Source organism: Alteraquisediminimonas sediminicola, from assembly GCF_019740335.1.
Taxonomy (GTDB): domain Bacteria; phylum Pseudomonadota; class Alphaproteobacteria; order Sphingomonadales; family Sphingomonadaceae; genus Alteraquisediminimonas; species Alteraquisediminimonas sediminicola.
In genome coordinates this window covers 42075-67024 of sequence record NZ_JAHXZS010000004.1, presented here as the reverse complement: position 1 = coordinate 67024, position 24950 = coordinate 42075, and the positions used below count along the sequence as shown (strand labels likewise).

Sequence of the window (24950 nt, the reverse complement as noted above, 5' to 3'; positions counted from 1 at the left end):
TGAAGTGCTTAAGGTCCCGGAGACGCGTCCTAACATTCGTTGCGGACGAAGCGACTGCGAGGAAATGGTGGTCTTCCATCATTATGCCAGCAGCGTTGCATAGCCGGTCAGCCAGATCCAGCAGGTCATCTTCGATGGGCGCTTTCTTCATGAAACCATACAGACGGATATCGTTACAGAAGTCCAGATGCAGGAATTCCGGAAGACCGACTTTCTCGACTGGACTTGCCCATTCGTTCGAGCATTGGTGTGGGCATACGACTTCGTCGAGGGTCGGAAGCATGACGGCCGTAAGTTACGCATTCTGACGATTATCGATGAGGCCAGCCGTGAATGTCTGGCGCTTATTGTCGCCCGCCAACTCCGCCACGAAGATGTCTTGGCCGCATTAGCGGAGTTGTTCATCACGCGCGGGTCGCCTGCCAATATAAGGTCAGACAACGGCAGCGAATTTATCGCGACGGCCGTCCAGAAATGGCTGGCACAGATCGGCGTGACCACACTCTACGTCACGCCGGGATCGCCGTGGGAGAACGGATACAATGAAAGCTTCAACGGGTCGCTTCGCGACGAGCTGTTGAATGGTGAAATCTTCTACAGCCCTGCAGAAGCCAAAATACTGATTGAAGCTTGGCGGCGGCATTAAAACACTGTGCGCCCGCATAGCTCTCTGGGCTACCGGCGCCGCTCCATCGCCAGCGCCGTCCTCCGGTTACGCTACGCTCCACCTCCGGCCAACACTGGCGATAGAGGCACAAATGCACTAACAATCCACACGGACCACTCAGTGGGGGCCGGTCATTGAGTGAGCGCCTGTAAACACACTCTCGACAGGTCCCATCCTATATCCATCGCCTAGCATCGCGAAATTTGCTTCAATCATTAGTGCCAGCCGCTAACCTGTCGCATCAGCGGGGAAGCCGTGCGTAATTAAATATCGGACTTCGCGTAAGCATTGCATACTCTCAGTCTGTTCGAAATATCGTCGCCAACAGCTATTTCACTGTCATATTGGCAACAAATTGAAATACCGCTTGTAATGATTCTACCGAATCAGGGATAACGGTAACAGAACAATGAGGGGTTCGCGTTTAGGCTTGGCCTTGATGATGTGCCAGTCCTGTGCATCGATTGGCTGAGCGAGGCACAGCAACGCGCCTATGTCATCGCCGACAACCGACTGGCCGAGAAAGCTGGTTGGGATCGCGAATTGCTCGCGCTCGAACTGGGCGATCTATGCACCTTGGAAATCGACGAGACCTTGACCGGCTTCGACCTGCGCGAGATCGAACTGATCATCGATGCGGGTGATCCGGTGGACGAACCTGATGAAGTGCCTGAGGTGCAGACCGGCCCTGCCATCTGTCAGGTGGGCGACCTTTGGCAATTGGGGCGACATCGGCTCTTATGCGGGGATGCTCTGGACCACGCCAGCTATCAAAATTTGATGGGACGCGACAAGGTGCGCTTGGTCGTCACCGACCCACCGTACAATGTCCCGATCAAGGGACATGTCTCCGGTCTCGGCAAGATGCAGCATCGTGAGTTCGTCCAAGGGACGGGTGAAATGACCGAGCGCGAGTTCATCGCGTTCCTGACCGGATCACTCGATGCCATGGCCAAGGTCGCGAAGGACGGCTCACTCCATTATGTATTCATGGACTGGCGTCATCTGCCTGAGCTGATGAGCGCCGGGGCTGCGGTCTATGATGACTGGCTCAACCTGTGCGTCTGGGCCAAGAGCAATGCCGGCATGGGCTCTTTGTACCGCTCCCAGCATGAATTGGTGGCCGTGTTCAAGAAAGGCCGCCGACCGCATATCAATAATGTGGAACTGGGTAAAAACGGGCGTCATCGTTCCAATGTCTGGAACTATGCCGGGGTCAACAGCTTCTCGGCCGAGCGTAAGGAGGCCTTGTCATGGCATCCGACCGTCAAGCCGGTCGATATGATTGCGGACATCATCAAAGATGCCAGCGACCGCGACGACATCATCCTTGATGGCTTTGGCGGTTCCGGCACCACCTTGATCGCAGCCGAGCAATGCGGGCGCGTAGCGCGTCTGATGGAACTCGACCCGCTTTATTGCGACGTCATCCTGCGTCGCTTCGAGGCGGCCTTTGGCCAGATGCCAACCCTTAGCTCGACCGGAGAGACTTTCAGACAGGTCGCGCAGCGGATCGCAAAGGAAGCGCAGCATGGCTGAGCCCGAACCGAATGATGCCGTGGGCTATGGCCGCCCTCCCCGTCACACACGTTTCAAACCGGGTCAGTCGGGTAATCCGCGTGGTCGCCCCCGACGCAAACAGAGCATGGCCGATCTGCTCGAACCCGTGCTCAGTGAAAAGGTCACGGTATCGATCAACGGAATACGGAAACGGGTCCGTGCTGATACCGCCATGTTGTTCAGGCTGCGAGAGCGGGCGCTCAAAGGAGACCTCAAGGCGATCAACATCGTGTTCAATCTTCGACATAACCATCTATCGGATAATGACGAGCCGCCGATGGACACCAACTGGTCTGAAGAGGATCGCGCAATTCTCGAAAGCTTTGGCCATCTCTTGTCGGAAGGTCCTGACAATGACGCAACATGACCCGCGCCTGCTTGACGCGATGCTGCGGCAGGATCTGCACAGTTTTCTGATGCGGTCCTTCTTCACCCTCAATCCCGGCGAGCAGTTTCTGTCCAACTGGCATCTCCATGCCTTGTGCTGGCATCTCGAACAGGTACGGCGTGGTAAGATCAAGCGGCTCAAGATCGAGGTGCCGCCGCGATCGCTCAAATCCGTCACCGCCTCGGTTGCCTTTCCCGCCTTCCTGCTCGGCCATGACCCGACACGCAAGATCATCACCGCGAGCTATTCGGCGGATCTGGCCGCCAAACATGCTGCCGATTGTCGGGCGTTGATGCAGAGCGACTGGTACCGCAGATTGTTTCCAGCGACCCGGATCAGCGACAGCAAGAACCAGGAGAGCAATTACGAGACGACGAGGCGCGGCTATCGCTATGCGACATCGATCGGTGGGACGCTCACCGGACGCGGGGGTGACCTGATCATCATCGATGATCCGCTCAAACCTGAAGACGCGATGTCGGAAGCGCGGCGGGAGGCAGTCAATGGCTGGTACAGTCGCACGGCCCTCTCCCGTCTCAACAACAAGGCTGAGAATGCCATCATCCTGGTGCAGCAGCGGCTACATATTGATGACCTAGCAGGCCATGTCGAACAGCTCGAGGGGTGGACCACGCTACGTCTACCCGCCATTGCTGAAGTTGATAACAGCATCGAGATCGGCCCCGGCAAGCTGTATCATCGCAAGGCGGGAGATGTACTGCACCCTGCGCGCGAACCCCAGCATGTGCTCGACAGTCTCAGGCGGGCGCTTGGGTCCGCGACCTTCTCTGCACAGTATCAGCAATGTCCGGTCCCGGCCGATGGTGAGATCGTCAAATGGGGGTGGTTCCAAAGTTACAACGAAGCACCACCCCGCATGCAGATGTCGGTGATCCAGTCATGGGACACCGCCTCCAAACCGGAGGAGCATCATGACTATAGCGTGTGCACGACTTGGGGCACGGTTGGTGACCGGCTATATCTCCTCGACATTGACCGCGCCCGGCGGGATTTTCCGTCACTCAAGCGCCGGGTCGTCGAACTTGCGAAGACATGGGATGCGCGCACGATCCTGATCGAAGACAAGGGCTCGGGTACGTCACTGATCCAGCAACTTCGGACCGAACATCATGGCATCCCCTATCCGACTGCGTTCATGCCGAAAGAGGACAAACTGACGCGGCTTCATGCTCAGTCGTCAAGGATTGAGGCGGGGCATGTCTACCTACCCGAACGTGCGTCCTGGCTCGATCACCTGCGCACCGAGATCGCCGCTTTTCCGCAAGGTCGGCATGACGATCAGGTCGATAGTATCAGCCAGGCCCTCGCCTGGTTCTTCGCACGCAGGTCACAGAGAATGGTCATGGTGCCGCTTAGTGGGTTTTGAGAGGTGATCGTTTAACGGCCGCAGGCATATCGTAGCCCCTTCCTGTCTGGAGTTAGGGTCTACGACAATCCCGGCGCGGTTCAAGGACCCATCCGTCTTCGCGCTTGAGAGACACTTGGAGGATTTCCTCGTTGCGAACTGGGCGTCGACCGAATTGGGCAAGGCGCATGACATTTTCACAGACGGCGACGAAGCCAATGGGCAGCAATATCCCACTGATACCGGTCCGATGGACCTCCTCGCTGTGAGCAAGGACAAGAAGGAGCTGTTGGTCGTTGAACTCAAGAAGGGCCGAGCCAGCAGGTGCGAGGCTGCATTATCGCCTTGGATGATGACCTGCGCCTGAGGCGAGCCCTGAGAGCCGCCCCTGACATCGACTTGTTCCGTTATCAGGTTAACTTTAAGCTGTTCAAAGGCTGAGAATACGAGGTCGTATATGGGCTTTCGATTTCGCCGCTCCGTCCGGATCTTCCCCGGCATCAGGCTAAATTTCAGCAAGTGCGGCACCATTTTCTCGCACTTGTGCCTATCAGGTTGCCGTCCAGCCCCCATCCACGGGTATGCATGCACCTGTCGTCGTTCTCGCCAGTTCGCTGGCGAGATAAAGCACCGCAGCAGCCGTCTGCACCGGGGTAATCCGTTCCTTGATGTGGTGAACGGAAAGAAAAGCATCATAGGCCTCGTCCTCGCTCATTCCGGTCTGTCTCGCCAGTTGCCCTGCCGAATGTTCCACCATTCTGGTGTCGACTAGTCCCGGGCAAATCGCATTTACTGTTATCGAATGGGGGGCGAGTTCGGCCGCCATTGTCTTTGTCAGTCCAACGACGCCATGCTTGGCAGCGCAATAGTGACCGAAACCTGGCGCACCGACCAGCCCAGCCGCCGACGCGATATTAACGATCCTTCCCCCGCCACGCGCGATCAGGTGTGGAACAGCGGCTTTGCTGACGCGCCAAACGGCGGTCAGGTTGATGTCGATCATCGTCGTAAATTGTTCTTCCGACATTTCATGAACGGGACGGTTCCCACTCAGTATCCCGGCATTGTTCACCACTATGTCGAGCCCGCCGAACGCGGCCACCGTGGCTTCGACGAAAGCTTCGACTGCTTGCTGATCGCGCACATCGCAGGCGTGCGCGATCACTTTATTGCCATGCTCACGCAACGTTGTAGCCGTCTCGCCGAGAAGGTTTCCTCCCGACATTTCATAGTCCACTGTCGCCAATCGATCCGTCCCGAGGTCGCAGATTGCCACGTTCGCCCCGCGAGCAGCGAATTGCAGCGCCATTTCCCGCCCCTGCCCTCGCGCAGCACCCGTGACGATGACCGACTTACCGGCAAATTCCTTAACCATCTCAGTTCCCTTCTTGTGCATAGGACCTGTCGCTATGGTCACGCGCACCAAATGTGAAATCCCATCCCGGCACGTTTCCGAAAGGCGCTGCCGGCTCGTCTGTCCGCGTCATGTCAATGACGACGACGCGATCGTCAATCTTCCATTCACCATCACGGCGTTCAAACCGGTCGATATAACGGTTGTAAACGGTCGCATTGCGGCCCTCCTTGTCCTCGCTAAACGAGATGCAATAGGTTTCGGTATGAGCGACGTCTCCAGCGAGATCGCAACGAAAATTGCCGATGAGATGTTGGCCCATTCGCAGATTCTGGCGTTCCCAGTCGACTATCCAGGGAGCGAAATCATGACCCAGGCCTTTAAACATGCCATGATCGTCGGTCGCATCGTCATGATAGACGGAGCGCAGCAGCTCCACGTCGCAGCGGTCAACGCCTCGGCAGTAGCGGGTTAGCACTTCGTAGATTGCTTGCCGATCGATCATCGCCTGAAGATCGGCACGAAGATCTTCCATCTCAGCCCTCCTATCCATGCGCAGAGTTTGCTTCCCCGCAGCTTATCAAATTTAGAGAGCACCCTAATTTTATTTTGGCCAGCTCCACCTCCGACAAGCGCTAGGACGTGACCGGGGCGATAATGTGAACCACCCGATGCACCATGCACCGCCATGGTAGTGGAACGGGTACCCGTGCAAGAATTGGTCCCGCTACGCAAGCGGACAGCCCTGCAATATTGGCTCAAGCCTTTGAGCGAGGGCATATGGCATTCTTTCCGAGAACATTGATCGTTCGGCAGCGGGATCAGGCGAAGGCTAGCTGCATTGGCTTCGGTGCTGCATGAAACGGACCAGATGTGCATGCGGATTGAACGCGCCATTCGTGTGGATAATGGCCCGGCCTACATCGCGGACAGGCCACCATCTATCGCCAGCTCCGCGCCTGTGACGAACGCCGCCTCATCGGAACACAGATACACGGCTGCCCATGCCACATCGTCCGGCTGACCGACGCGCCCGATGGGAATTTGCCGCCCCAATTTGGCGATGGTGTCTTCGCGCGTTCTTGTGCCGGTGAAACCATCAAGTAATGGCGTATCGATGAACGTCGGGTGCAGCGAATTGCAGGTGATGCGATATTGCTGTTTCGCGCAATGCAGAGCGATGGACTTAGTCAGATGGCGCACCCCGGCCTTGGCGGAATTATAGGCCGCCATATTGCCCGCGGCGACAATGCCGGAGATCGACGAGATATTGAGAATGGCGCCCGCGCCATCAACGCTGGAGGCAACCATCAATGGCAGGGCGATCTTGCTGCCCAGAAAGACGCTATCGAGATCGACCTTATGGGTGCGATGCCAGTCTTCGATGCTGAGGTCTTCAATCGAACCCGGCAGGCAAATGCCCGCGTTATTCACGAGAATGTGCAGGCCACCGAGGTGGTCGGCGGCGTGCTGCGCGGCGGATTGCCAGCTTGCCGCATCGGTGACGTCATGTTCGATCGCGCTGGCGGTCTCGCCAAAGCGTGTGGCCTGAGCGCGTGCTTTTTCACCGCTGATGTCCGTGATCAGGACGCGCGCACCTTCGGACGCGAACCGCGCAGCGATAGCCGCCCCAAGGCCCGACCCTGCGCCGGTGACAAGCGCGATTTTTCCCTGAAGCCTCGACCCCTGCAACTACATTCTCCAAAACCTGAAAAAACGGGAAATCTCAGGCTCCCCTGCCCGCGCGACAAAATCGACGCTAGGGTGCCGCAACCCGCTTCAGGGGTGCAGCAGGACGCGCCCGAAAGGATGGCCTCCGGCAACATGATGATGCGACTCCACCGCGTCCGCCAAGGCAAACTCCCTGTCGATAGGCATGACAAGTTCGCCCTTGCCCACGCGAACAAACAGACATTCAATCAGCGCATGGGCGCGAGCGGTGTGCATCTCGAGGCCAAACGTGATCCCCTTGACTGTCAGCGCCTTGTTGATCACGTCGAAAAAACCAAAGCTGGGCACAGATCCTGTCGATGCTCCCACGGCGAGGTATCGACCGTGGCGCCTCAGGCTTTCGATCAGTGCTCCAACGCCTGTGCCCCCGGCCATGTCGACAACCATGTCGATGCCAGCTTCGCCAGCGATTGTACGGCAGACTTCACTAATGGATTGCGATTTGTAATCAATACCATGGTGCATTCCCAGCTCTCGGAGCCGGTTGAGCCGCTCTGACCCCGCTGCAGTCCCAATAACGCGCGCGCCCGCTTGCGCGGCCAGTTGCACTGCCGCGAGGCCGACACCACCAGCCGCGCCCTGCACCAGGACAGTCTCGCCAGCCTTGAGGTCACCATAAGTGAACAAGGCATCATAGGCCGTACCAAAGGTCACGGGAACCGTGCAAGCATCCCTGAGGTGAACCCCGTCAGGCACCCGATAGACATAGCATTCAGGCACCGCGAAAAGTTCTGCATGACTACCATGCCAGTGAAAGCCCACCACGCGATCACCAGGACGGACTCTCGTGACCTCAGGTCCAACCGCCCCTACCACGCCGGCAGCCTGATAGCCGGGGACGAACTGAATAGCCCCTAGTTTTCTAGACGCCTTCCGCATTCAAAATCTGCTGTCGTTCGAACTCGACGGGCGACAGCATCCCGTTCCTGACATGCTTGCGCACCGGGTTGTAGAACATTTCGATGTAATCTAACACGTCCTGCCTTGCTTCCTCGCGTGTTTTGTATGTGCGTCGCCGGATGCGCTCGCGCTTCAGTAGGTTGAAGAAGCTCTCGGCCACGGCGTTATCGTGACAGTTGCCCCGTCGGCTCATCGAATGCTCAAGGTTGTGGGCTCTGGTGAACGCAGCCCAGTCCATGCTGGTGAACTGCGAACCCTGATCGGAGTGGATCAGTTGGGCTTTCGACGCCAGACCGCCATATGCAAAGCCTGCAACACCACATCGGTGGTCTGTCGGCTTTGCATCGACCAGCCCACCACGCGGCGCGAATAGAGGTCGAGCACGACAGCCAGATAGGCAAATCCCTCCATGGTGCGAATGTAGGTAATATCTGTCACCCAAGCTTTGTCAGGCGTGCCAACATCGAACTGCCGAGCCAGCGTGTTGTCGACGGCCACCGATAGCTTGCCGCCATAGCTGCTGCCGGGCCGACGCTTGTAGCCAATCTGCGCCTTGATGCCGGCCATTCTCGTCAGCCGCGCCACACGGTTCGGGCAGCAGGTCTCGCCCTGATCCATTAAGTCATCGTGCAGTTTGCGGTAGCCATAGACCTTGTTGCTGTCATTCCATGCTTGTCGGATAAGCTCGGTCTGCCGGGCATCTTCCCGTGCACGCTGGCTCAGCGGGTCCTTCCGCCACGCGTAGTAGCCGCTGGGCTGCACGGCTAGGCACCGGCACATCGCCCGAACTCCAAACTGGTCGCGATGCTCAGCTATGAACGCGTATCTCACTTGGCATCTCTGGCGAAATACGCGGTCGCTTTTTTTAGGAGGTAGCGCTCCTCTATCACCCGGGCCAGTTCGCGCTTCAACTGCCGGATCTCGGCGTCCTTGCTGGTATCGCCCGACACCACCTTCGCGAACCGCCGCTTCCAGGCATACAGAGAGTGCTGGCTGACGCCGAGCCGCTGCGAAACCTCCGCTACCGGATAACCACGCTCGGTGATCTGGGCCACCGCATCAGGCTTGAACTCATCACTGAAATTGGGCTTCCCCATCATCGCCTCCTGTCCTCAAAATTAGGATCAAAGGCGTCCAGAAATCTAGGGGCTATTCACTGAAGCAATGGCGGCGGAAGGTCAAATCGCTGAGGCTTTGGGCACTGAGCCGCACGATCCGCAACCCAGCCTGTCCAAATAGGACGCCGCACCATCGTAGATCTAGAAACAAAGAGTTGAAATACGAGCCACTGCCGCTTCAGTTACAGCGGTAGTCGCAACACAGCGGTCGTTCGCAGACGCAAAATTGGCCACCAAAACCGGTCATTGATTCAGCCAATTCGCGGCGCCTTTGCATGTCCGGTTTCGAGGCTGACGTCCGCTATCTTGTTGGGCTGCTTTGTTGGGAGGAGCGGACACAGCCTATCCGGCGGCATTACGGGCTTGAAGACATAGCCGCAATCACGCGCTATGAACTCAGGATGGCCAGGCTGCTTCTATTCAACAAACCCTTCGGGGTCTTGTCGCAATTCACCGACCGCGGATCGCCAACGGTTCGGTCGACATTGTCGGACTTCATTGCGGTGAAGGGCGTCTATCCCGCCGGGAGGCTCGATCGGGACAGTGAGGGCCTGCTGCTGCTATGCGATGATGGGCGGCTGCAGGCGCGCATTGCCGATCCACGCTACAAGCTGCCCAAGACCTACCTTGTGCAGGTCGAAGGCGATCCGCAGGAGCTGGAGTTGGAGCGCTTGCGGCAGGGTGTCCGGCTCAGGGATGGCATGACTCTGCCGTCCGATGTTGCGCGCATTGACGCGCCGGACCTGTGGCCGCGCGATCCGCCGATACGCCAGCGCAAGTCCATTCCCGACAGCTGGCTAAAAATCACCATCCGCGAAGGGCGCAACCGGCAAGTACGCCGAATGACGGCGGCGGTCGGATTGCCCACCCTTAGGCTGGTGCGCTGGTCGATCGGCGACTGGGCTGTCGCCGGGATCGCGCAGGGCCAGTTCGAGGAGATCTCTGTCTAGGCGAGGTTGGCAGCGGGAGGCGCCGCCGAGCTTTCAATCGTCAAGATCAAAGCCGTACCTGCTGCCAGTTGCCGCCCATCGCCAAAGCGGGTTTGAGGCCTCGCGCAAAAAGGCTTTGAAGCCTTCCGCCCGGCGCTATAAGAGCGCCGGATTCGTTGCTTCAATCGTTTCCCGCTCGGCTTCCGCGCCCGGCAGCACGTATATAGGCTGATCGTCAGGATTTTGCATCCCAATGAATTATCGCCATTCTTTCCATGCTGGCAACAGCGCTGATGTCGTGAAGCATAGCCTGCTGATCGCCCTCGTCCGGGCCTTGCAGCAAAAACAGAGCGCGCTGACCCTCATCGACACCCATGCCGGCTGCGGGCTGTACGACCTTGACGGCGAGGACGCCCAACGTACCGGTGAGTCCACACACGGCGTGCTGCGGGCCTTTGCCGACCCGAACCCCATGCTGAACGACTACCGCGCCGCCGTACAGGCGGTGAATGTCGGGGCCGAGCCGCAGCACTACCCCGGCTCGCCGCGCATTCTGGCGCAGCTACTGCGCCCGCAGGACTTCCTGATCCTCAACGAAAAACATCCCGAGGATGCCAGTGCCCTGCGCGGCACGATGCGCGGCACACCCGCTGCTGTGCATGAGCGCGACGCCTACGAGCTATGGCTGGCGATGCTGCCGACCCGCACCGCGCGCGGTGTGGTGGTGGTCGACCCGCCGTACGAGCAGCCGGACGAACGAGCCCGTATCACAGCCACCCTCGCCGCCGCTTACCGCAAATGGGCGCATGGCGTGACGGTGATCTGGTATCCGCTGAAAGACCGCGCCACGCATTGGCGGTGGAAGGAGCAGTTACGCAAGCTCGGCATCCCGAAATTCCTGTCGGTGGAGCATTGGTTGTACGATGGCGATCAGCCCGGCATCTATAACGGCGCGGGCCTTTTCATCGTCAACCCGCCATACGCCTTCACGCAGGCGCTGCCGCCTCTGCTGGAAGTCCTTCGCGCCGCGCTGGCGCCGGAAGGGCATAGGGGTGAGATCTCAGCTGATTGGTTGGGCGATTAGAATACCCGATCAATGTCCGCTAACCGCAAATCCCTTCCTGATTCCGGAAAGTCTCCTTCGCCTAACAAAACTGCCCACCACCACTTTCCATTCGACTTCCTACGCAATCCGAGCATTGGTAACACACATAAATCGTAGCCCGTATAACGGGCGGCAGCCCTGACCGACGCGATCGGCAGGGCCTTGGGTGGTGGGGTGCTGCTCCGATACGGAGAACCACCCGATGACCAAGGAAATCACCACCCCCACTAAGCAGCCGCGCAAGGTGGTCCGCAAGCCGCTGACCGCAGTGCCGGACATGGGAATGCTTGCCCCGGTACCCACTACGAGCAAGGCACAGACCAAAGCCTCATTGGTGGAAGAGCTGCTCCAGCAGGAACAAGGCGCCTCGCTTGCAGAGCTGTGCCAGGCCACCGGCTGGCTACCTCACACCTGCCGCGCCTTCCTAACCGGGCTGCGCAAGAAAGGTCGGGAGCTTGAGCGCGACAAGCGCGAGGATGGCACCACCATTTACAAAACGACTTCTATCGAGGTCGCCGCCTGATGGGACGCCGACCATATCTGACCCTCGGGCGACTGGCTGAGTTACCGCCCGGAGAACTGAAGCCCGAGTGGGTGCGTCATTATGACGCGCCTGCTCCCAATCTGTCACCTGAACTGCTGCGCTTGGGCATCAGTTACAAACTGCAGGAGCGACGACTGGGCGGGATCAGCCGCTCGACCCGGTTGCTGCTCCTGCAGGTGAAGGCAAGGACCAGAGAAAGCGGAGTAAAGAAACCGATGCCGCGCAAGCTGACTCCCGGCACTAGGCTTGTCCGCGACTGGCATGGGACGGGACATACCGTGATCGTGCTTGACGATGGCTTCGAGTTCGATGGGAAGCGCTGGGGGTCGCTCACAGCCATCGCCAAGGCGATTACGGGGACGCACTGGAACGGCAACAGGTTCTTCGGCCTCACGGAGCATAAGAAATGAAGATGCTGCGCTGCGCGGTCTACACCCGCAAATCGACCGAGGATGGGCTGGAGCAGGAGTTCAACAGCCTCGATGCCCAGCGCGAGGCCTGCGAGGCCTATATCCTGAGCCAGCGTCATGAAGGCTGGACGCTGGCTCAGGACCGCTATGATGATGGTGGCTTTTCTGGCGGGAATATGGAGCGGCCCGGCATGATGGCGCTGATGGCCGATATTGACGCAGGGCTCGTTGACGTGATCGTCGTCTACAAGGTTGATCGTCTGACCCGCAGCCTGACAGACTTCGCCAAGATCGTTGAACGCCTTGATGCCAAGCAGGCAAGCTTTGTATCAGTGACACAGGCGTTCAACACCACAACTAGCATGGGGCGGCTGACGTTGAACGTGCTGCTGTCATTCGCTCAGTTCGAGCGCGAGGTCACCGGCGAGCGTATCCGTGACAAGATCGCCGCCTCCAAGAAGAAAGGCATATGGATGGGTGGGCCCGTCCCGCTCGGCTATCAGGTGGTCGAGCGTAAGCTGGTGGCTCTGCCAGAGGAAGCCGAACGCGTTCGCACGATCATGCGGCGTTACCTTGAGATTAGGTCAGTGCCTGCCTTGATTGAGCTCCTCCGCGCTGACGGGGTGGTCACCAAGGTGCAGCAGCGCGCGAGCGGCCCGCATCGCGGTGGCATCCCCTTTGAGCGGGGCAGCCTGTTCCACCTGCTCAAGAACCCAATCTACCGCGGCAAGATTGTTCACAAGGGACAGGTCTATGATGGAGATCACCAACCTATTGTCGATGAAGACCTGTGGGATGCTGTGCAGGCGCAGCTCCAGAAGAAAGCACCGCCGAGGAAGCGCCCCACCAACGATCGGCAAGAAGCTTTGTTGCGCGGCCTCATCACTGATCCCGAAGGACGGCCAATGGTGCCCACTTATGGTTCGAGCAAGGTGCGGCGATACGCTTATTATGAAACCCGGAAGGATCTTGCTCGTCCCGGAGATCCAGCCGGCCTCCGCTTCCGCCGAGCCATTCTTGAACAGCACCTCATCGGCCACCTCGAAGAGCTGCTCAACGATGAGCATGCGCTCCGCCGACTGTCAGGCATCGAAGAGGCGGGGCAACTGCGCACCCTGTTCGCCACAGCGAATCTACTAGCCGGCCAACTGCGTGAGCTTGGCAAGGTAGATTCCGCCCTCCGCGCGCTCGTTATAGCAATGACCATCAAGGCCAATTGCATCGAGGTCCTCCTCAACCCTGAGGCCCTAGGCATCGCAACGGAGTCCAACTGGGCCTGGTCCATTCCGCTACCAACGCGACGACCGTTTCGAGAAGCCAAGCTACGGATAGATACCGATGCATCGGTAAATCGTGCATCCGATGATCTTCTTGACCTCGTCGCCGATGCCATGGAGGCGCAGCGCCTCGTACTTGCATCGCCTGTGCTCAGCCTCAACCAGATCGCAAAACAGGAAGGGCGATGCCGGACCCAACTGGCGAGGCTGTTGCGCCTGTCCTGGATGAGCCCGAGGATCATCGAAGCAATCGCTGTTGGTACGCAGCCCAAGGGGCTGACACGCCGTGGCCTACTCAGCTGCGATATGCCTGCGGACTGGATAGAGCAGGAACGCCTGTTCGGCTTCGCTGCCTGAGCTGCCAATCACATCATAAAATCAAGGTGAAGCCGGGTTTTCGAGAACAGAGAATCCGGCATTTTCTTTGTCTGAACACCGCGCCAGATAGGTGTCTCTGACTTCACTAGGTTTATGAGGTGCCCCCAAAGCCCGCAGAACTGCGCCACTTTGCAAGGACACGACGCCCTAGGGCGAAAATCAGTTACCTTCTGGGACTGTTTGGTGCGGTCGAGAAGACTCGAACTTCCACGGCCTTTCGGCCACAACGACCTCAACGTTGCGCGTCTACCAGTTCCGCCACGACCGCACTCAATTCAAACACCAACGGGATTGCCGGAAAGGCTGGACCGCTGGCTTGGTCAAACTCCGCCGGACAGGTCCGGCGGCTGGTAGGTGGGTGCCACTAGCAAAGCATTGCCGGGTTCGCAATGGCCATCACGCCGCTGGGCCAGTTTTTTTAGCTATCCCGGCAGACCCCCGCCTGCCCGACGCTTCTCAGCCCTGTTTACGCAGCAACAGGCATGCCCAATCGCCGCGCACGATGCTGTGTTCGAGCAGGACACCCTCCGCCGCATAGGCATTGGCGACCTTTTCCGCCTGCGTCGCGAGCAGCCCGGCGAGAATCACATAGCCCTCCGCCGCCACCCCGGCGCATACCGAAGGCGCAAGGTCGATCAGCGGACCAGCCAGAATATTGGCGATGACAAGGTCATAAGGCGCACGAGCCGCGATGGCGTCATGCGCCATGCCGTCCGACACCGCGAGTGCCAACTCACCCGGCCCCTCGCCCAAGGCGATATGGTTCACCACGGCATTGTCGCGGCTGACGTCGATCGAGATCGGGTCGATGTCGGTCGCAATCGCCAATGCCTGCGGCCATAGATGCAGCGCGGCAAAGGCCAGCAAGCCGGTGCCGGTGCCAAGATCGATCAGGTTGCGCGCCTCCACGCCGCGTGTCGCCAGCAGGTCGAGGAGAATCAGGCAGCCCGAGGTCGTTTCATGCTGGCCGGTACCAAAGGCCAGACCCGCATCGATTTCGAACGGCACGGCATCTTCGGGAATCGCATCGCGATGAATCGGGGTGTGGACGAAGAATCGACCGGCGCGGACAGGCTCCAGCCCGGCCTGACTCATCGTCACCCAATCCTGCGTGGGCAGATGTTCGATCCGGGGCGCGACACCCGTCGAGGACGGCACAAGTGCGAGCACCTTCGCCACCAGTTCTTGGGACGGCTCATGATCGAAATAGGCTTCCATCAGCCATTCTTCGGGCAGATCGGGATCGGGTTCGCTGGTCATGATCACCGGCCAGCCTGCTTCTTCCGGGGCCTCAAACAGCGGCGCATCCTCGGCTTCGGCCTTGGTGCATGGCATGATAAGCTTCCAGCTGTCGCCTTGATCGGCCATGGTGAATTCCTTGTGGATGGTCGCGCCGGAAGGCCCGGCCAGATGATGGAAACGGCCTTAGCGAGGAGTCATCGGCTCTTCAACGCCACCTGTCGATTTTGATGGCTGACACCATTTCACGCCGATTTCGCTGCTTGTACTGGTTGCGTTGCGGAATCTTTGCGCTAAAGGTCTCGTCAACTCGTGGTGTGGGCTCTTGGATGAGTCCGCGCCCATTGATCGTAGTCCAGGGGGAATGAATATGGCCCGCAACAGCAATCGGCCGTTGTCGCCGCACTTGCAGATCTGGCGCTGGGGACCGGCGATGCTGATCTCCATCCTGCACCGCGCCACCGGCACCATCTTGTCTATCGGCGGCGGCGTGATGCTGATCGCTTGGCTCGTCGCCCTGGCGTCCGGCCAGGATACTTATGCGCAATTCATGGATTGCATGTTGGCAGATGAAGGCAATGCCCTTCAGGTCGGCGGGCTGAATATCATTCCGTTCATCATCCTGTTCGGCATCAGCTGGGCCTTTTTCCAGCATATGGGGTCGGGCATCCGCCACCTCGTGCTCGATATTGGCGCAGGTTATGAACTCCACACTAATCGCTTCTGGTCGATTGCCGTTATTGTCGGCGCGGCCGTGGCCACGATTGCCCTTTGGGCACTCATTCTGGCGAGGTAAAAATGGGAACGGGAACTGGCATTGGCCGCGTACGCGGTCTGGGTTCGGCCAAATCGGGCGCGCATCATTGGGTCGTTCATCGCTTCACCGCGATTGGCAATCTGTTGCTGGCACCTTGGCTGCTGGTGTCGCTGGTCCGCTTGCCGGACCTCGGCTTTGAAACCGTGACGGCGTGGCTGTCATCGCCCTTCTCGGCGGTGGCGATGCTGCTGTTCGTGGTGTCGACCTTCTGGCACCTGCGCATGGGTCTGCAAGTTGTAATCGAGGACTATGTCCATGACGAGGGCAACAAGTTCGCATCCTTGCTCGCGCTCAATTTCTCCGTGATCGCGGCGGCCACGCTCGCTGTGATCTCCATTCTCAAGATTGCCGTCACCGGGGGGGCCGCCTAATGGCCAGTGAATATAAAATCATCGATCACGTCTATGACACCGTCGTTGTCGGCGCGGGCGGCTCTGGCCTGCGCGCCACCATGGGTTCGGCGGAAGCCGGTCTGAAAACGGCCTGCATCACCAAGGTCTTCCCGACCCGTTCGCACACTGTGGCGGCACAGGGCGGGATCGCGGCGTCGCTGGGCAACAACACGCCGGACCATTGGACATGGCACATGTACGACACCGTCAAGGGGTCGGACTGGTTGGGCGACCAGGACGCGATTGAATATATGGTGCGCGAAGCACCGGCTGCCGTGTATGAACTCGAACATGCCGGCGTGCCGTTCAGCCGCAACAATGATGGCACGATCTATCAGCGCCCGTTTGGCGGTCACATGCAGAATATGGGCGATGGCCCGCCGGTGCAGCGCACCTGCGCCGCTGCCGACCGTACCGGCCATGCCATGCTGCATGCCCTGTATCAGCAGTCGCTGAAATATGACGCCGATTTCTACATCGAATATTTCGCCATCGACCTCATCATGGAAAATGGCGAATGCCGTGGCGTGATCGCCTTGTGCATGGAAGATGGCTCGATCCATCGCTTCCGCAGCCATGCGGTCGTGCTGGCCACCGGCGGCTATGGCCGTTGCTATTTCTCCGCCACCTCGGCCCATACCTGCACCGGCGACGGCGGCGGGATGGTGTTGCGCGCGGGCCTGCCGTTGCAGGACATGGAATTCGTGCAGTTCCACCCGACCGGCATTTATGGCGCGGGCGTGTTGATCACCGAAGGTGCGCGCGGCGAAGGCGGCTATCTGACCAACTCGCAGGGCGAACGCTTCATGGAGCGTTATGCGCCGTCCGCGAAGGATCTTGCCTCGCGCGATGTCGTGTCACGCTGCATGGCGATGGAAATTCGCGAAGGTCGCGGCGTCGGCAAGGAAGGGGATCATATCTTCCTCCACCTCGACCATCTCGATTCGAAGGTGCTGGCGGAACGTCTGCCGGGCATCACCGAAACCGGGAAGATTTTCGCCAATGTCGATCTGACCCGTCAGCCTTTGCCCGTGGTACCGACCGTGCATTACAACATGGGCGGTATCCCTTGTAACTATCATGGCGAAGTCGTGACGTTGCGCGATGGTAACCCCGATTCGGTCGTGCCAGGCCTGTTCGCCGTCGGCGAAGCGGCCTGTGTGTCGGTCCATGGCGCAAATCGCCTTGGTTCGAACTCGCTGATCGATCTCGTGGTGTTCGGTCGCGCGACCGGCATGCGTCTTGCCGAAATCGTCAAGCCGAACACGCCGCACAAGGCCCTGCCGAAAGACAGTGCCGATCTGGCGCTCGCGCGTCTCGACCATTTCCGCAACGCCAAGGGCGGCACGTCCACGGCGGAAATTCGCCTCGATATGCAAAAGACCATGCAAAAGCATGCTGCCGTGTTCCGCGACAACAAGCTGCTGGGCGAAGGCGTCGAAAAGATGGCCGAAGTCTACACCAAGATGAACGACATCTGCGTGACCGACCGTTCGCTGATCTGGAACACGGATCTGGTCGAAACGCTGGAACTCGACAATCTTGTGGCGCAGGCCCGTTGCACGATCGAAAGCGCGTTCAACCGCAAGGAAAGCCGTGGCGCGCACATGCATGAAGATTATCCGGAACGCGATGACGCGAACTGGATGAAGCATTCGATCAGCTGGTTCGATGGCTGGGGTGGCAAGGGCGGCAAGGTCACGCTCGATACCCGTCCGGTCCACGAATATACGCTGACCGACGATGCGGCCTATATCAAGCCCAAGGCCCGCGTCTATTGATGCGGATCAGCCAACAGGGTTGAGACAGATAAAAGGGCGGGCCAGAGATGGTCCGCCCTTTTTATATGCGCTTCGGGTAAATTGCCGGAACGTCAGATCGCGGCACTAGCAGCGAGCGTTTCGGCAAGAGCATCAGCCGCATCGCGCTTGTTCAGGCGCATGGTCTCGATCGAGATCAGGCGCTCCGCCATGGCGCGCCATGCGGCTTCTGCCCTTTGGAAACGCTCCCGCACATTATCAAGGGTAGCGCCATTGGCATTTCGCGCGCATTCATCGGCGCGGGTGAGGTAGAAATCGCTGGTGGCGCTCATCTTGATACTCCCTAAAGCCGGGCTGAATGCAGGGCAAAGCTGACCGAATGTCAGTCCACCATGTCGGCAACAAGCCGACGAAGCTCTTGTCGGCAAAGCGCCATCGGCCAATTCACTGGCCGCTGGCGGCCAGTGGCCGTGCGGTGTCGAAGTCCGGTTTCCGGACGGATGTTATTATTCTGTACGCTATCTGATTGCATTTTCTGTCCTGAACACGGGCCAAATGCCGGTGTTCCATCTATGTATAATTATTGGGGCAGGTTCGGTCTGTTGCCGGATCACCTGCCGGGGAACCATGAGCGGAATTGCCGCATAGCCCCAAAGGCACGCCGTCGGATGACGAACGCGCAGTGTATTGCCCGCACCTGACCCCAAGGCCGGATGCGGGCGTAACAGCATCAGGCCGCTTCGAGATTGACGGCGGCTTGCTTACCACTGCGGTCGGTCTCGACTTCATAGCTGACACGCTGATCCTTGTTCAGGGTCACCATGCCCGCACGTTCAACTGCGGAGATATGGACGAAGCTGTCGCCCGAACCATCTTCATTCGCAATAAAACCATAGCCCTTGTCGATATTGAAGAATTTTACTGTACCAATCGGCATCATCGTTCCTTTCAAGAACATGTAATTCCACAGACAAAAAGCCCGTGGAGCCAAGTAGCAAGAAAAGAAAAGGATAACCGAAGGGCTTCAAAAATTCAGTCGCAGGCGACGTTAGCATTTCCTATATATATCTTATCGGCAGAAATTCAATGGCTGGACTGAAAACCAGGATTCAGCAGCATATGAAAACATGAAATACGCGTCATGTGCAATGGCATATGCATGGCGAAAAAATTTGGTCCCGTGCCCTTGACCGCTTTTTCCCCCGACCCCATATCCAGCATCGTTAGCACTCACCCCTATCGAGTGCTAATCACCTTTTAGTGCCAGTCCGAGTCGTTGCGACAAAGGCTGGCGCATCTATTTTGAGAGGAAGATATCCATGGCATTTCGTCCGCTGCACGATCGCGTGCTGGTTCGTCGCGTTGAAGCAGAAGAAAAGACCGCTGGCGGGATCATCATCCCTGAAACCGCCAAGGAAAAGCCACAAGAAGGCGAAGTTGTCTCTGTCGGCACCGGCGCCAAGAATGAAGATGGCAAGGTGACCCCGCTCGACGTCAAGGCTGGCGACAAGATCCTGTTCGGCAAATGGTCGGGCACCGAAGTGAAGATCGACGGCGAAGACCTGTTGATCATGAAGGAATCGGACATTCTCGGGATCGTTGGCTAATTTAGCCCGCCTGAAATTTTCTCCCATTTTTCTCACTGATATCGGTGGCCGATATGGCCGCCATCAGATTTTAAGAAGGAATTGCACATGGCTGCAAAAGACGTAAAATTTGGCCGCGATGCCCGTGAACGCATTCTGCGCGGCGTTGATATCCTTGCAGATGCCGTCAAGGTCACGCTCGGCCCCAAGGGTCGTAACGTCGTCATCGACAAGAGCTTCGGCGCACCGCGCATCACCAAGGACGGCGTCACCGTCGCCAAGGAAATCGAACTGAAAGACAAGTTCGAAAACATGGGCGCACAGATGATCCGCGAAGTCGCTTCCAAGGCGAATGACGCGGCTGGCGATGGCACCACCACCGCGACCGTGCTGGCACAGGCCATCGTGCGCGAAGGCATGAAGTCGGTTGCCGCTGGCATGAACCCGATGGATTTGAAGCGCGGCATCGATCAGGCTGTCGGCGTTGTGGTTGAAGACCTCAAGAAGCGTTCGAAGCCGGTTTCGGGTTCGTCGGAAATCGCACAGGTCGGTATCATCTCGGCCAATGGCGACACGGTGGTCGGCGAAAAGATCGCTGAAGCCATGGAAAAGGTCGGCAAGGAAGGCGTGATCACGGTTGAAGAAGCCAAGGGTCTCGATTTCGAACTCGATGTCGTCGAAGGCATGCAGTTCGACCGTGGCTATCTGTCGCCTTACTTCATCACCAACCCGGAAAAGATGAACGTCGAATTGAACGACCCGTTCATCCTGATCCATGAAAAGAAGCTGTCGAACCTGCAGGCGATGCTCCCGATTCTGGAAGCTGTCGTCCAGTCGGGCCGTCCGCTCCTGATCATCGCGGAAGACATCGAAGGCGAAGCCCTTGCCACCCTCGTCGTCAACAAGCTGCGTGGCGGCCTGAAGATCGCTGCCGTCAAGGCACCGGGCTTCGGCGATCGTCGCAAGGCGATGCTGGAAGACATCGCGATCCTCACCAAGGGTGAAATGATCTCGGAAGACCTCGGCATCAAGCTTGAAACCGTCACGCTCGCGATGCTCGGCCAGGCCAAGCGCGTCACGATCGACAAGGACAACACCGTCATCGTCGATGGCGCTGGCGATGCGACCGCGATCAAGGGCCGCGTTGAAGCTATCCGTGCGCAGATCGAAAACACCACGTCCGAATATGACAAGGAAAAGCTGCAGGAACGTCTGGCCAAACTGGCTGGCGGCGTTGCAGTGATCAAGGTCGGCGGTTCGACGGAAGTCGAAGTGAAGGAACGCAAGGATCGCGTTGACGATGCGCTGCACGCCACCCGCGCTGCGGTTGAAGAAGGTATCGTTCCGGGCGGCGGCACGGCGTTGCTTTATGCCACCAAGGCCCTTGATGGCCTGAAGGGCGCGAATGACGACCAGACCCGCGGTATCGACATCATCCGCAAGGCGATTGTCGCGCCGCTGCGTCAGATCGCCACCAACGCTGGTTTCGACGGTGCGGTTGTTTCGGGCAATCTGCTGCGCGAAAATGACGAAAATCAGGGCTTCAACGCATCGACCGATGTGTATGAAAACCTCGTCAAGGCCGGCGTGATCGATCCGACCAAGGTTGTGCGCACCGCGTTGCAGGATGCGGCGTCGGTCGCTGGCCTGCTCATCACCACCGAAGCCGCGATTTCGGATTCTCCGGAAGACAAGGGTCCGGCCATGGGCGGCATGCCCGGCGGCATGGGCGGCATGGGCGGTATGGGCGGCATGGATTTCTAATCCATCACCCCAAGACGCAAAAATGGGCCGGGGGAGCAATCCTCCGGCCCTTTTTTTGGCTTGCGGGCAAAGCGGCTTTAGGGGGCTTATTTTAGCCCCCGATAAATTATCTTTATCAAAGCCGAAATTAAGATTACTCCAAAATATGGAGAAATGAATATCTCGAATGCGGAGATATCCCCTTATTGCCGATTGATATGAGAGGCGGAGCTGGCAATGAACGATCATCGGCGTCAAAAATTGTGGCAAGGCGCCGATTTAGATATAGATTCTCTATTGCTGCACAATGAGGAATATCACCCCATATTTCTACAAAACATCTCTGAATATGGAATTAATTTTACCACAAAAGCACCAATTAATATTGGAGATGAAGTGGAAATATCCCTAAATTCATTGAATGTTTACTGCATAATATATGATTATAGCTTAGAAATATTTAAAGGTATATTTAGATACCCTATAGACATTATTTCAATTATTAAAAAAGATGGGCAAAGCACCGCGAAAATCTAGGCCTTCGATCCATGAACTGCCCGACCTATAATAAGGGAAGCGATTAGTAGCAAAATCAGCGTCCATCACTGCCAAAATCGGTGAGTGCGTACAATGAATGCAACTCGCAGCGCAGCAAAAGCCGTAACCAAGGCGATGGTCAATATTGCCACAAACCACGAAAATAGAACCAAAAATCACGAGACCGACAAATAATCACAACCTCAGCGGTTGCGATCTAGCCGGCCCCGCCCAGCGGGTTGAACCCAAAGCTCTGGTGCAAAAGCTTGAAAGCTAAAGCTTAGGCAAGCTTGCCATGACAATGCTTGAATTTCTGGCCGGACCCGCAAGGGCAAGGCGCATTGCGGCTGATATTGTCGCCCCAGGTAGCAGGGTCCGCACCAAGATCCGGATTGTCGAGCTGGATATGCTGCAATGGCGGAATGCGGGTCGTGACAAGTCCTGAACCGGCATCGATATCGCTACTGTCATCCTCGCCCGTCAGCGGGTCGATATGGGTCGTAAAAATGTCCGGCATCGAAGGCAGCGGCGCCGGATCTTCCATCTGGAACTGGGCGAAGGAAATGATACGGGCAACGCCTTCGCGAATTTCAGACAGCATCCGTTCGAACATGGCGAAGGCTTCGCGCTTATATTCGTTGATCGGCTGCTTTTGCGCATAAGCGCGCAGGTGAATCACCTGACGCAGCGCATCAAGCGTCGCCAGATGCTCCTTCCAATGATGATCGAGCGTCTGGAGCAGGATCGACTTTTCGATGCTGCGGCGCATCTCCGGGTCAATCGCTGCAATCTTGGCGGCGATCAGTTCATCCGACATCGCGCGCAGGCGTTCCTCGATGGTCTCGGGTTCGATTCCATCTTCTTCAAGCCATGCGCTGAACTGCGGCTGGAGATTGAGGCAAGAAGCGACACGCTCTTGCAGCCCGGCAATGTCCCATTGCTCCGGATAGGTTTCCGGCGGGCAGGCATCGCCCACCAAAGCGTTGATCGTTTCATGGCGCATGTCATCGACAATATCATCGACGGCATCGGCATCCATGATGTCAGCGCGCTGTTCATAAATGACCTTGCGCTGGTCGTTCATCACATCATCATATTCAACGACCTGCTTGCGAATGTCGTAATTGCGGGCTTCGACCTTCTTCTGCGCGGTTTCGATGGCCTTGGAAATCCATGGCGAGACGATGGCTTCGCCGTCTTCCAGATTCTTGTTCATCATCTTGGCGAACATCGTCTGCGGCCCAAAGATGCGCAGCAGGTCATCGTCAAGCGAGAGGTAAAAACGCGACAGGCCCGGATCGCCCTGACGGCCCGAACGGCCACGCAGCTGATTGTCGATACGGCGGCTTTCATGGCGCTCCGTGCCGAGCACGAACAGGCCACCCGCCTCGAGCACGCGCGCCTTTTCGGCGTCGATCTCGGCCTTGATCCCGGCGATGGCCTGATCCTTTTCCGGACCGTCTTCCATGCCCGCAAGCTCGTCCGCCATACGGAATTCGAGATTGCCGCCCAACTGAATATCGGTGCCGCGACCGGCCATGTTCGTCGCAATCGTGACTGCGCCAAGACGCCCCGCCTGCGCCACGATATGAGCTTCCATTTCGTGATAACGGGCGTTCAGGACATTATGATCCACGCCTTCCTTCTTCAGGAATTCCGACAGCAATTCCGACTTTTCAATCGACACCGTGCCGACAAGCACCGGCTGATCGCGCAGCGATGCTTCTTTGATCGCCTGGGTGATGGCGGCGAACTTGTCCTGTTCATTCTTGTAGAATTCGTCATCCTGATCGATGCGCTTCACATCGACATTGGTCGGAATGGTGACGACGTTCATCTTGTAAATGTCAAAGAATTCCGGCGCTTCGGTAAGCGCGGTCCCGGTCATGCCACCGATTTTCGGATACATGCGAAAGAAATTCTGGAACGTGATCGATGCCAATGTCTGGTTTTCCGGCTCGATATGCGCGCCTTCCTTGGCCTCGACCGCCTGATGCAGGCCATCGGACCAACGACGGCCATCCATCATACGACCAGTGAATTCGTCGATGATGACGACCTTGTCGTCTTTCACGATATAATCAATGTCGCGACGGAAGATGACATTGGCCTTCAACGCCTGATTGAGGTGGTGGACGACCTGCGTGTTTTCATAATCATACAGGTTGCTGCCCAGCAACAGGCCCGCATCTTCCAACAGCCGTTCGGCCTTTTCGGTGCCATCTTCGGTCAGGATGATCGAGCGCTGCTTTTCATCGACTTCATAATCTTCTGCCGACAGATTCTTCACGATCGCATCGACCGCGATGTAGAGTTCCGACTTATCGTCGGTCGGTCCCGAAATGATCAGTGGCGTCCGGGCTTCGTCGATCAGGATCGAATCGACTTCATCGATGATCGCGTAGCTGAACGGACGGTGGACCATCTGTTCGCGATCATATTTCATATTGTCGCGGAGATAGTCGAAACCGAGTTCGTTGTTGGTCGCATAGGTGATGTCGGCGTTATACGCCTCTCTACGCGCATATTCATCGAGGTTGGGCACGATCACGCCGACCGTCAGGCCGAGGAAGCGATAGACCTGCCCCATCCAGTCCGCATCGCGGCGCGCCAGATAATCATTGACGGTGACGACATGGACGCCCTCGCCGGACAAGGCGTTCAGATAGCAAGCCAGCGTCGCGACCAAGGTCTTGCCCTCACCCGTGCGCATTTCCGCGATTTCGCCGCGATGCAGGACGATGCCGCCGATCAGCTGCACATCATAATGGCGCTGACCAAGCACGCGCTTCGCCGCCTCGCGCACAGTGGCGAAGGCTTCCGGCAAAATATCGTCGAGCGATTGGCCCGCAGCCAGATATTCCCGGAACTTGATCGTCTGGTGCTTCAGCGCGTCATCGTCGAGCGCGGAAATTTCGGGTTCCAGCGCATTGATCCGATCAACGATCTTACGCAGAGATTTGACGTAACGGTCGTTAGATGAACCGAAAATCGATTTGGCAACCCGGGCGAAAACCATGGAAAATCCTTGAAAAACACGTCAGGGAAACGCCTGAGCCTCACGCCCCGCAGATCCGAACTCGCGAAATAGGGTCTGGCAGGGCAAAGGTCAAGGAATGGGCCAAGGAAAGAGGCGCGCCTTTGCTTGG

General features: G+C 57.9%; 24 protein-coding genes, 1 tRNA gene and 4 pseudogenes. 17 read left to right on the top strand and 12 right to left on the bottom strand.

The features are described 5' to 3' along the window. Window positions 1–247: 247 nt before the first annotated feature. The 6 genes and pseudogenes from K6117_RS09695 to K6117_RS14650 all read left to right on the top strand — a co-directional run. Window positions 248–767: pseudogene (locus tag K6117_RS09695) on the top strand (integrase core domain-containing protein); the annotation flags it as partial. A 344-nt stretch (window positions 768–1111) separates the two neighbouring features. Then, a complete protein-coding gene (locus K6117_RS09690; RefSeq protein WP_221794434.1) occupies window positions 1112–2206 on the top strand; it encodes a DNA methyltransferase in 1095 nt (364 codons plus the stop codon). After that, the gene (locus K6117_RS09685; protein ID WP_221794432.1) at window positions 2199–2594 is read left to right on the top strand and encodes a DUF5681 domain-containing protein; all 396 of its coding nucleotides are present in this window, start codon (window positions 2199–2201) and stop codon (window positions 2592–2594) included. Before K6117_RS09690 ends, K6117_RS09685 begins: the two co-directional genes overlap by 8 nt. Further along, entirely contained in the window at window positions 2581–4002 is a 1422-nt protein-coding gene (terL, locus tag K6117_RS09680) for a phage terminase large subunit (protein WP_221794429.1), read from the top strand. The genes K6117_RS09685 and terL overlap by 14 nt, the downstream gene beginning before the upstream one ends. Before the next feature lie 115 nt (window positions 4003–4117). Then, complete coding sequence (locus tag K6117_RS09675; RefSeq protein ID WP_221794428.1) at window positions 4118–4348, top strand: PDDEXK family nuclease; 231 nt, start codon at window positions 4118–4120, stop codon at window positions 4346–4348. A 90-nt stretch (window positions 4349–4438) separates the two neighbouring features. Next, window positions 4439–4504: pseudogene (locus K6117_RS14650) on the top strand (DUF4236 domain-containing protein); the annotation flags it as partial. Window positions 4505–4531: 27 nt separating this feature from the next. On the opposite strand, the gene K6117_RS09670 reads toward K6117_RS14650, so the two are convergent. The 6 genes and pseudogenes from K6117_RS09670 to K6117_RS09650 all read right to left on the bottom strand — a co-directional run bounded on the left by K6117_RS09670 (window position 4532) and on the right by K6117_RS09650 (window position 9063). Next, entirely contained in the window at window positions 4532–5377 is an 846-nt protein-coding gene (locus K6117_RS09670; RefSeq protein ID WP_221794426.1) for a glucose 1-dehydrogenase, read from the bottom strand. Next, entirely contained in the window at window positions 5358–5870 is a 513-nt protein-coding gene (locus K6117_RS09665; RefSeq protein WP_221794424.1) for a nuclear transport factor 2 family protein, read from the bottom strand. The genes K6117_RS09670 and K6117_RS09665 overlap by 20 nt, the downstream gene beginning before the upstream one ends. Before the next feature lie 383 nt (window positions 5871–6253). Beyond that, window positions 6254–7027, bottom strand: coding sequence for a glucose 1-dehydrogenase (locus K6117_RS09660; protein ID WP_246604999.1), 774 nt, complete (start codon window positions 7025–7027; stop codon window positions 6254–6256). 87 nt (window positions 7028–7114) lie between these two features. Then, window positions 7115–7720 (bottom strand): quinone oxidoreductase family protein, encoded by a 606-nt coding sequence (locus K6117_RS09655; protein ID WP_343211769.1) that lies wholly within the window; start codon window positions 7718–7720, stop codon window positions 7115–7117. Between the two features lie 45 nt (window positions 7721–7765). Next, window positions 7766–7945 (bottom strand): annotated as a pseudogene (locus K6117_RS14645) (alcohol dehydrogenase catalytic domain-containing protein); the annotation flags it as partial. Further along, a pseudogene (locus K6117_RS09650) lies at window positions 7929–9063 on the bottom strand (IS3 family transposase). The pseudogenes K6117_RS09650 and K6117_RS14645, both read right to left, overlap by 17 nt. A gap of 422 nt (window positions 9064–9485) precedes the next feature. Here K6117_RS09650 and K6117_RS09645 point away from each other — a divergent pair. The 5 genes from K6117_RS09645 to K6117_RS09625 all read left to right on the top strand — a co-directional run bounded on the left by K6117_RS09645 (window position 9486) and on the right by K6117_RS09625 (window position 13706). Further along, window positions 9486–10034, top strand: a complete 549-nt coding sequence (locus K6117_RS09645; protein ID WP_221794664.1) for a pseudouridine synthase — start codon at window positions 9486–9488, stop codon at window positions 10032–10034. 232 nt (window positions 10035–10266) lie between these two features. Next, complete coding sequence (locus K6117_RS09640; protein WP_221794419.1) at window positions 10267–11097, top strand: 23S rRNA (adenine(2030)-N(6))-methyltransferase RlmJ; 831 nt, start codon at window positions 10267–10269, stop codon at window positions 11095–11097. Window positions 11098–11320: 223 nt separating this feature from the next. Continuing rightward, window positions 11321–11641 carry a DUF3489 domain-containing protein gene (locus K6117_RS09635; RefSeq protein ID WP_246604998.1) on the top strand — a complete coding sequence of 107 codons (321 nt, stop codon included), beginning with the start codon at window positions 11321–11323 and terminating at the stop codon, window positions 11639–11641. After that, window positions 11641–12072 carry a DUF2924 domain-containing protein gene (locus K6117_RS09630; protein ID WP_221794417.1) on the top strand — a complete coding sequence of 144 codons (432 nt, stop codon included), beginning with the start codon at window positions 11641–11643 and terminating at the stop codon, window positions 12070–12072. Before K6117_RS09635 ends, K6117_RS09630 begins: the two co-directional genes overlap by 1 nt. Then, window positions 12069–13706, top strand: a complete 1638-nt coding sequence (locus K6117_RS09625; protein ID WP_221794415.1) for a recombinase family protein — start codon at window positions 12069–12071, stop codon at window positions 13704–13706. Before K6117_RS09630 ends, K6117_RS09625 begins: the two co-directional genes overlap by 4 nt. A gap of 202 nt (window positions 13707–13908) precedes the next feature. Here the strand turns inward: K6117_RS09625 and K6117_RS09620 are convergent. Then, window positions 13909–13995: transfer RNA gene (locus K6117_RS09620), tRNA-Leu, on the bottom strand. Between the two features lie 188 nt (window positions 13996–14183). Beyond that, entirely contained in the window at window positions 14184–15095 is a 912-nt protein-coding gene (locus K6117_RS09615; RefSeq protein ID WP_221794413.1) for a 50S ribosomal protein L11 methyltransferase, read from the bottom strand. Between the two features lie 241 nt (window positions 15096–15336). Here K6117_RS09615 and sdhC point away from each other — a divergent pair, with 241 nt between their 5' ends. Genes sdhC through sdhA form a run of 3 tightly spaced genes read left to right on the top strand, consistent with a single transcriptional unit; the run spans window position 15337 to window position 17956 of the window. Further along, entirely contained in the window at window positions 15337–15762 is a 426-nt protein-coding gene (gene sdhC, locus K6117_RS09610) for a succinate dehydrogenase, cytochrome b556 subunit (RefSeq protein ID WP_221794411.1), read from the top strand. 2 nt (window positions 15763–15764) lie between these two features. Beyond that, a complete protein-coding gene (sdhD, locus tag K6117_RS09605; RefSeq protein ID WP_221794409.1) occupies window positions 15765–16154 on the top strand; it encodes a succinate dehydrogenase, hydrophobic membrane anchor protein in 390 nt (129 codons plus the stop codon). Further along, entirely contained in the window at window positions 16154–17956 is a 1803-nt protein-coding gene (sdhA, locus tag K6117_RS09600; protein WP_221794407.1) for a succinate dehydrogenase flavoprotein subunit, read from the top strand. The genes sdhD and sdhA overlap by 1 nt, the downstream gene beginning before the upstream one ends. Before the next feature lie 92 nt (window positions 17957–18048). On the opposite strand, the gene K6117_RS09595 is transcribed toward sdhA, so the two are convergent. From K6117_RS09595 to K6117_RS09585, 3 genes are all read right to left on the bottom strand, one after another. Beyond that, window positions 18049–18267, bottom strand: a complete 219-nt coding sequence (locus tag K6117_RS09595) for a hypothetical protein (RefSeq protein WP_221794405.1) — start codon at window positions 18265–18267, stop codon at window positions 18049–18051. Window positions 18268–18317: 50 nt separating this feature from the next. Beyond that, window positions 18318–18467, bottom strand: a complete 150-nt coding sequence (locus K6117_RS09590) for a hypothetical protein (RefSeq protein ID WP_221794403.1) — start codon at window positions 18465–18467, stop codon at window positions 18318–18320. A gap of 198 nt (window positions 18468–18665) precedes the next feature. Continuing rightward, window positions 18666–18872 carry a cold-shock protein gene (locus K6117_RS09585; protein ID WP_221794401.1) on the bottom strand — a complete coding sequence of 69 codons (207 nt, stop codon included), beginning with the start codon at window positions 18870–18872 and terminating at the stop codon, window positions 18666–18668. 382 nt (window positions 18873–19254) lie between these two features. Here K6117_RS09585 and groES point away from each other — a divergent pair, with 382 nt between their 5' ends. The 3 genes from groES to K6117_RS09570 all read left to right on the top strand — a co-directional run bounded on the left by groES (window position 19255) and on the right by K6117_RS09570 (window position 21801). After that, complete coding sequence (gene groES / locus K6117_RS09580; RefSeq protein ID WP_221794399.1) at window positions 19255–19542, top strand: co-chaperone GroES; 288 nt, start codon at window positions 19255–19257, stop codon at window positions 19540–19542. A gap of 87 nt (window positions 19543–19629) precedes the next feature. Then, the gene (gene groL / locus K6117_RS09575) at window positions 19630–21285 is read left to right on the top strand and encodes a chaperonin GroEL (RefSeq protein ID WP_221794397.1); all 1656 of its coding nucleotides are present in this window, start codon (window positions 19630–19632) and stop codon (window positions 21283–21285) included. 216 nt (window positions 21286–21501) lie between these two features. Beyond that, a complete protein-coding gene (locus tag K6117_RS09570; protein ID WP_221794395.1) occupies window positions 21502–21801 on the top strand; it encodes a hypothetical protein in 300 nt (99 codons plus the stop codon). A 280-nt stretch (window positions 21802–22081) separates the two neighbouring features. Here the strand turns inward: K6117_RS09570 and secA are convergent, their stop codons facing one another. Next, the gene (gene secA, locus K6117_RS09565) at window positions 22082–24820 is read right to left on the bottom strand and encodes a preprotein translocase subunit SecA (protein WP_221794393.1); all 2739 of its coding nucleotides are present in this window, start codon (window positions 24818–24820) and stop codon (window positions 22082–22084) included. Window positions 24821–24950 lie beyond the last annotated feature (130 nt).

What these genes read in the sequence shown, in the direction of transcription:
- K6117_RS09685 (WP_221794432.1), top strand. Translation starts at nt 2,199, where the DNA reads ATGGCTGAGCCCGAACCGAATGATGCCGTGGGCTATGGCCGCCCTCCC.
- terL (WP_221794429.1), top strand. Translation starts at nt 2,581, where the DNA reads ATGACGCAACATGACCCGCGCCTGCTTGACGCGATGCTGCGGCAGGAT.
- K6117_RS09670 (WP_221794426.1), bottom strand. Translation starts at nt 5,377, where the DNA reads ATGCACAAGAAGGGAACTGAGATGGTTAAGGAATTTGCCGGTAAGTCG.
- K6117_RS09665 (WP_221794424.1), bottom strand. Translation starts at nt 5,870, where the DNA reads ATGGAAGATCTTCGTGCCGATCTTCAGGCGATGATCGATCGGCAAGCA.
- K6117_RS09645 (WP_221794664.1), top strand. Translation starts at nt 9,486, where the DNA reads ATGGCCAGGCTGCTTCTATTCAACAAACCCTTCGGGGTCTTGTCGCAA.
- K6117_RS09640 (WP_221794419.1), top strand. Translation starts at nt 10,267, where the DNA reads ATGAATTATCGCCATTCTTTCCATGCTGGCAACAGCGCTGATGTCGTG.
- K6117_RS09635 (WP_246604998.1), top strand. Translation starts at nt 11,321, where the DNA reads ATGACCAAGGAAATCACCACCCCCACTAAGCAGCCGCGCAAGGTGGTC.
- K6117_RS09630 (WP_221794417.1), top strand. Translation starts at nt 11,641, where the DNA reads ATGGGACGCCGACCATATCTGACCCTCGGGCGACTGGCTGAGTTACCG.
- K6117_RS09625 (WP_221794415.1), top strand. Translation starts at nt 12,069, where the DNA reads ATGAAGATGCTGCGCTGCGCGGTCTACACCCGCAAATCGACCGAGGAT.
- K6117_RS09615 (WP_221794413.1), bottom strand. Translation starts at nt 15,095, where the DNA reads ATGGCCGATCAAGGCGACAGCTGGAAGCTTATCATGCCATGCACCAAG.
- sdhC (WP_221794411.1), top strand. Translation starts at nt 15,337, where the DNA reads ATGGCCCGCAACAGCAATCGGCCGTTGTCGCCGCACTTGCAGATCTGG.
- sdhD (WP_221794409.1), top strand. Translation starts at nt 15,765, where the DNA reads ATGGGAACGGGAACTGGCATTGGCCGCGTACGCGGTCTGGGTTCGGCC.
- sdhA (WP_221794407.1), top strand. Translation starts at nt 16,154, where the DNA reads ATGGCCAGTGAATATAAAATCATCGATCACGTCTATGACACCGTCGTT.
- K6117_RS09595 (WP_221794405.1), bottom strand. Translation starts at nt 18,267, where the DNA reads ATGAGCGCCACCAGCGATTTCTACCTCACCCGCGCCGATGAATGCGCG.
- K6117_RS09590 (WP_221794403.1), bottom strand. Translation starts at nt 18,467, where the DNA reads ATGCAATCAGATAGCGTACAGAATAATAACATCCGTCCGGAAACCGGA.
- K6117_RS09585 (WP_221794401.1), bottom strand. Translation starts at nt 18,872, where the DNA reads ATGCCGATTGGTACAGTAAAATTCTTCAATATCGACAAGGGCTATGGT.
- groES (WP_221794399.1), top strand. Translation starts at nt 19,255, where the DNA reads ATGGCATTTCGTCCGCTGCACGATCGCGTGCTGGTTCGTCGCGTTGAA.
- groL (WP_221794397.1), top strand. Translation starts at nt 19,630, where the DNA reads ATGGCTGCAAAAGACGTAAAATTTGGCCGCGATGCCCGTGAACGCATT.
- K6117_RS09570 (WP_221794395.1), top strand. Translation starts at nt 21,502, where the DNA reads ATGAACGATCATCGGCGTCAAAAATTGTGGCAAGGCGCCGATTTAGAT.
- secA (WP_221794393.1), bottom strand. Translation starts at nt 24,820, where the DNA reads ATGGTTTTCGCCCGGGTTGCCAAATCGATTTTCGGTTCATCTAACGAC.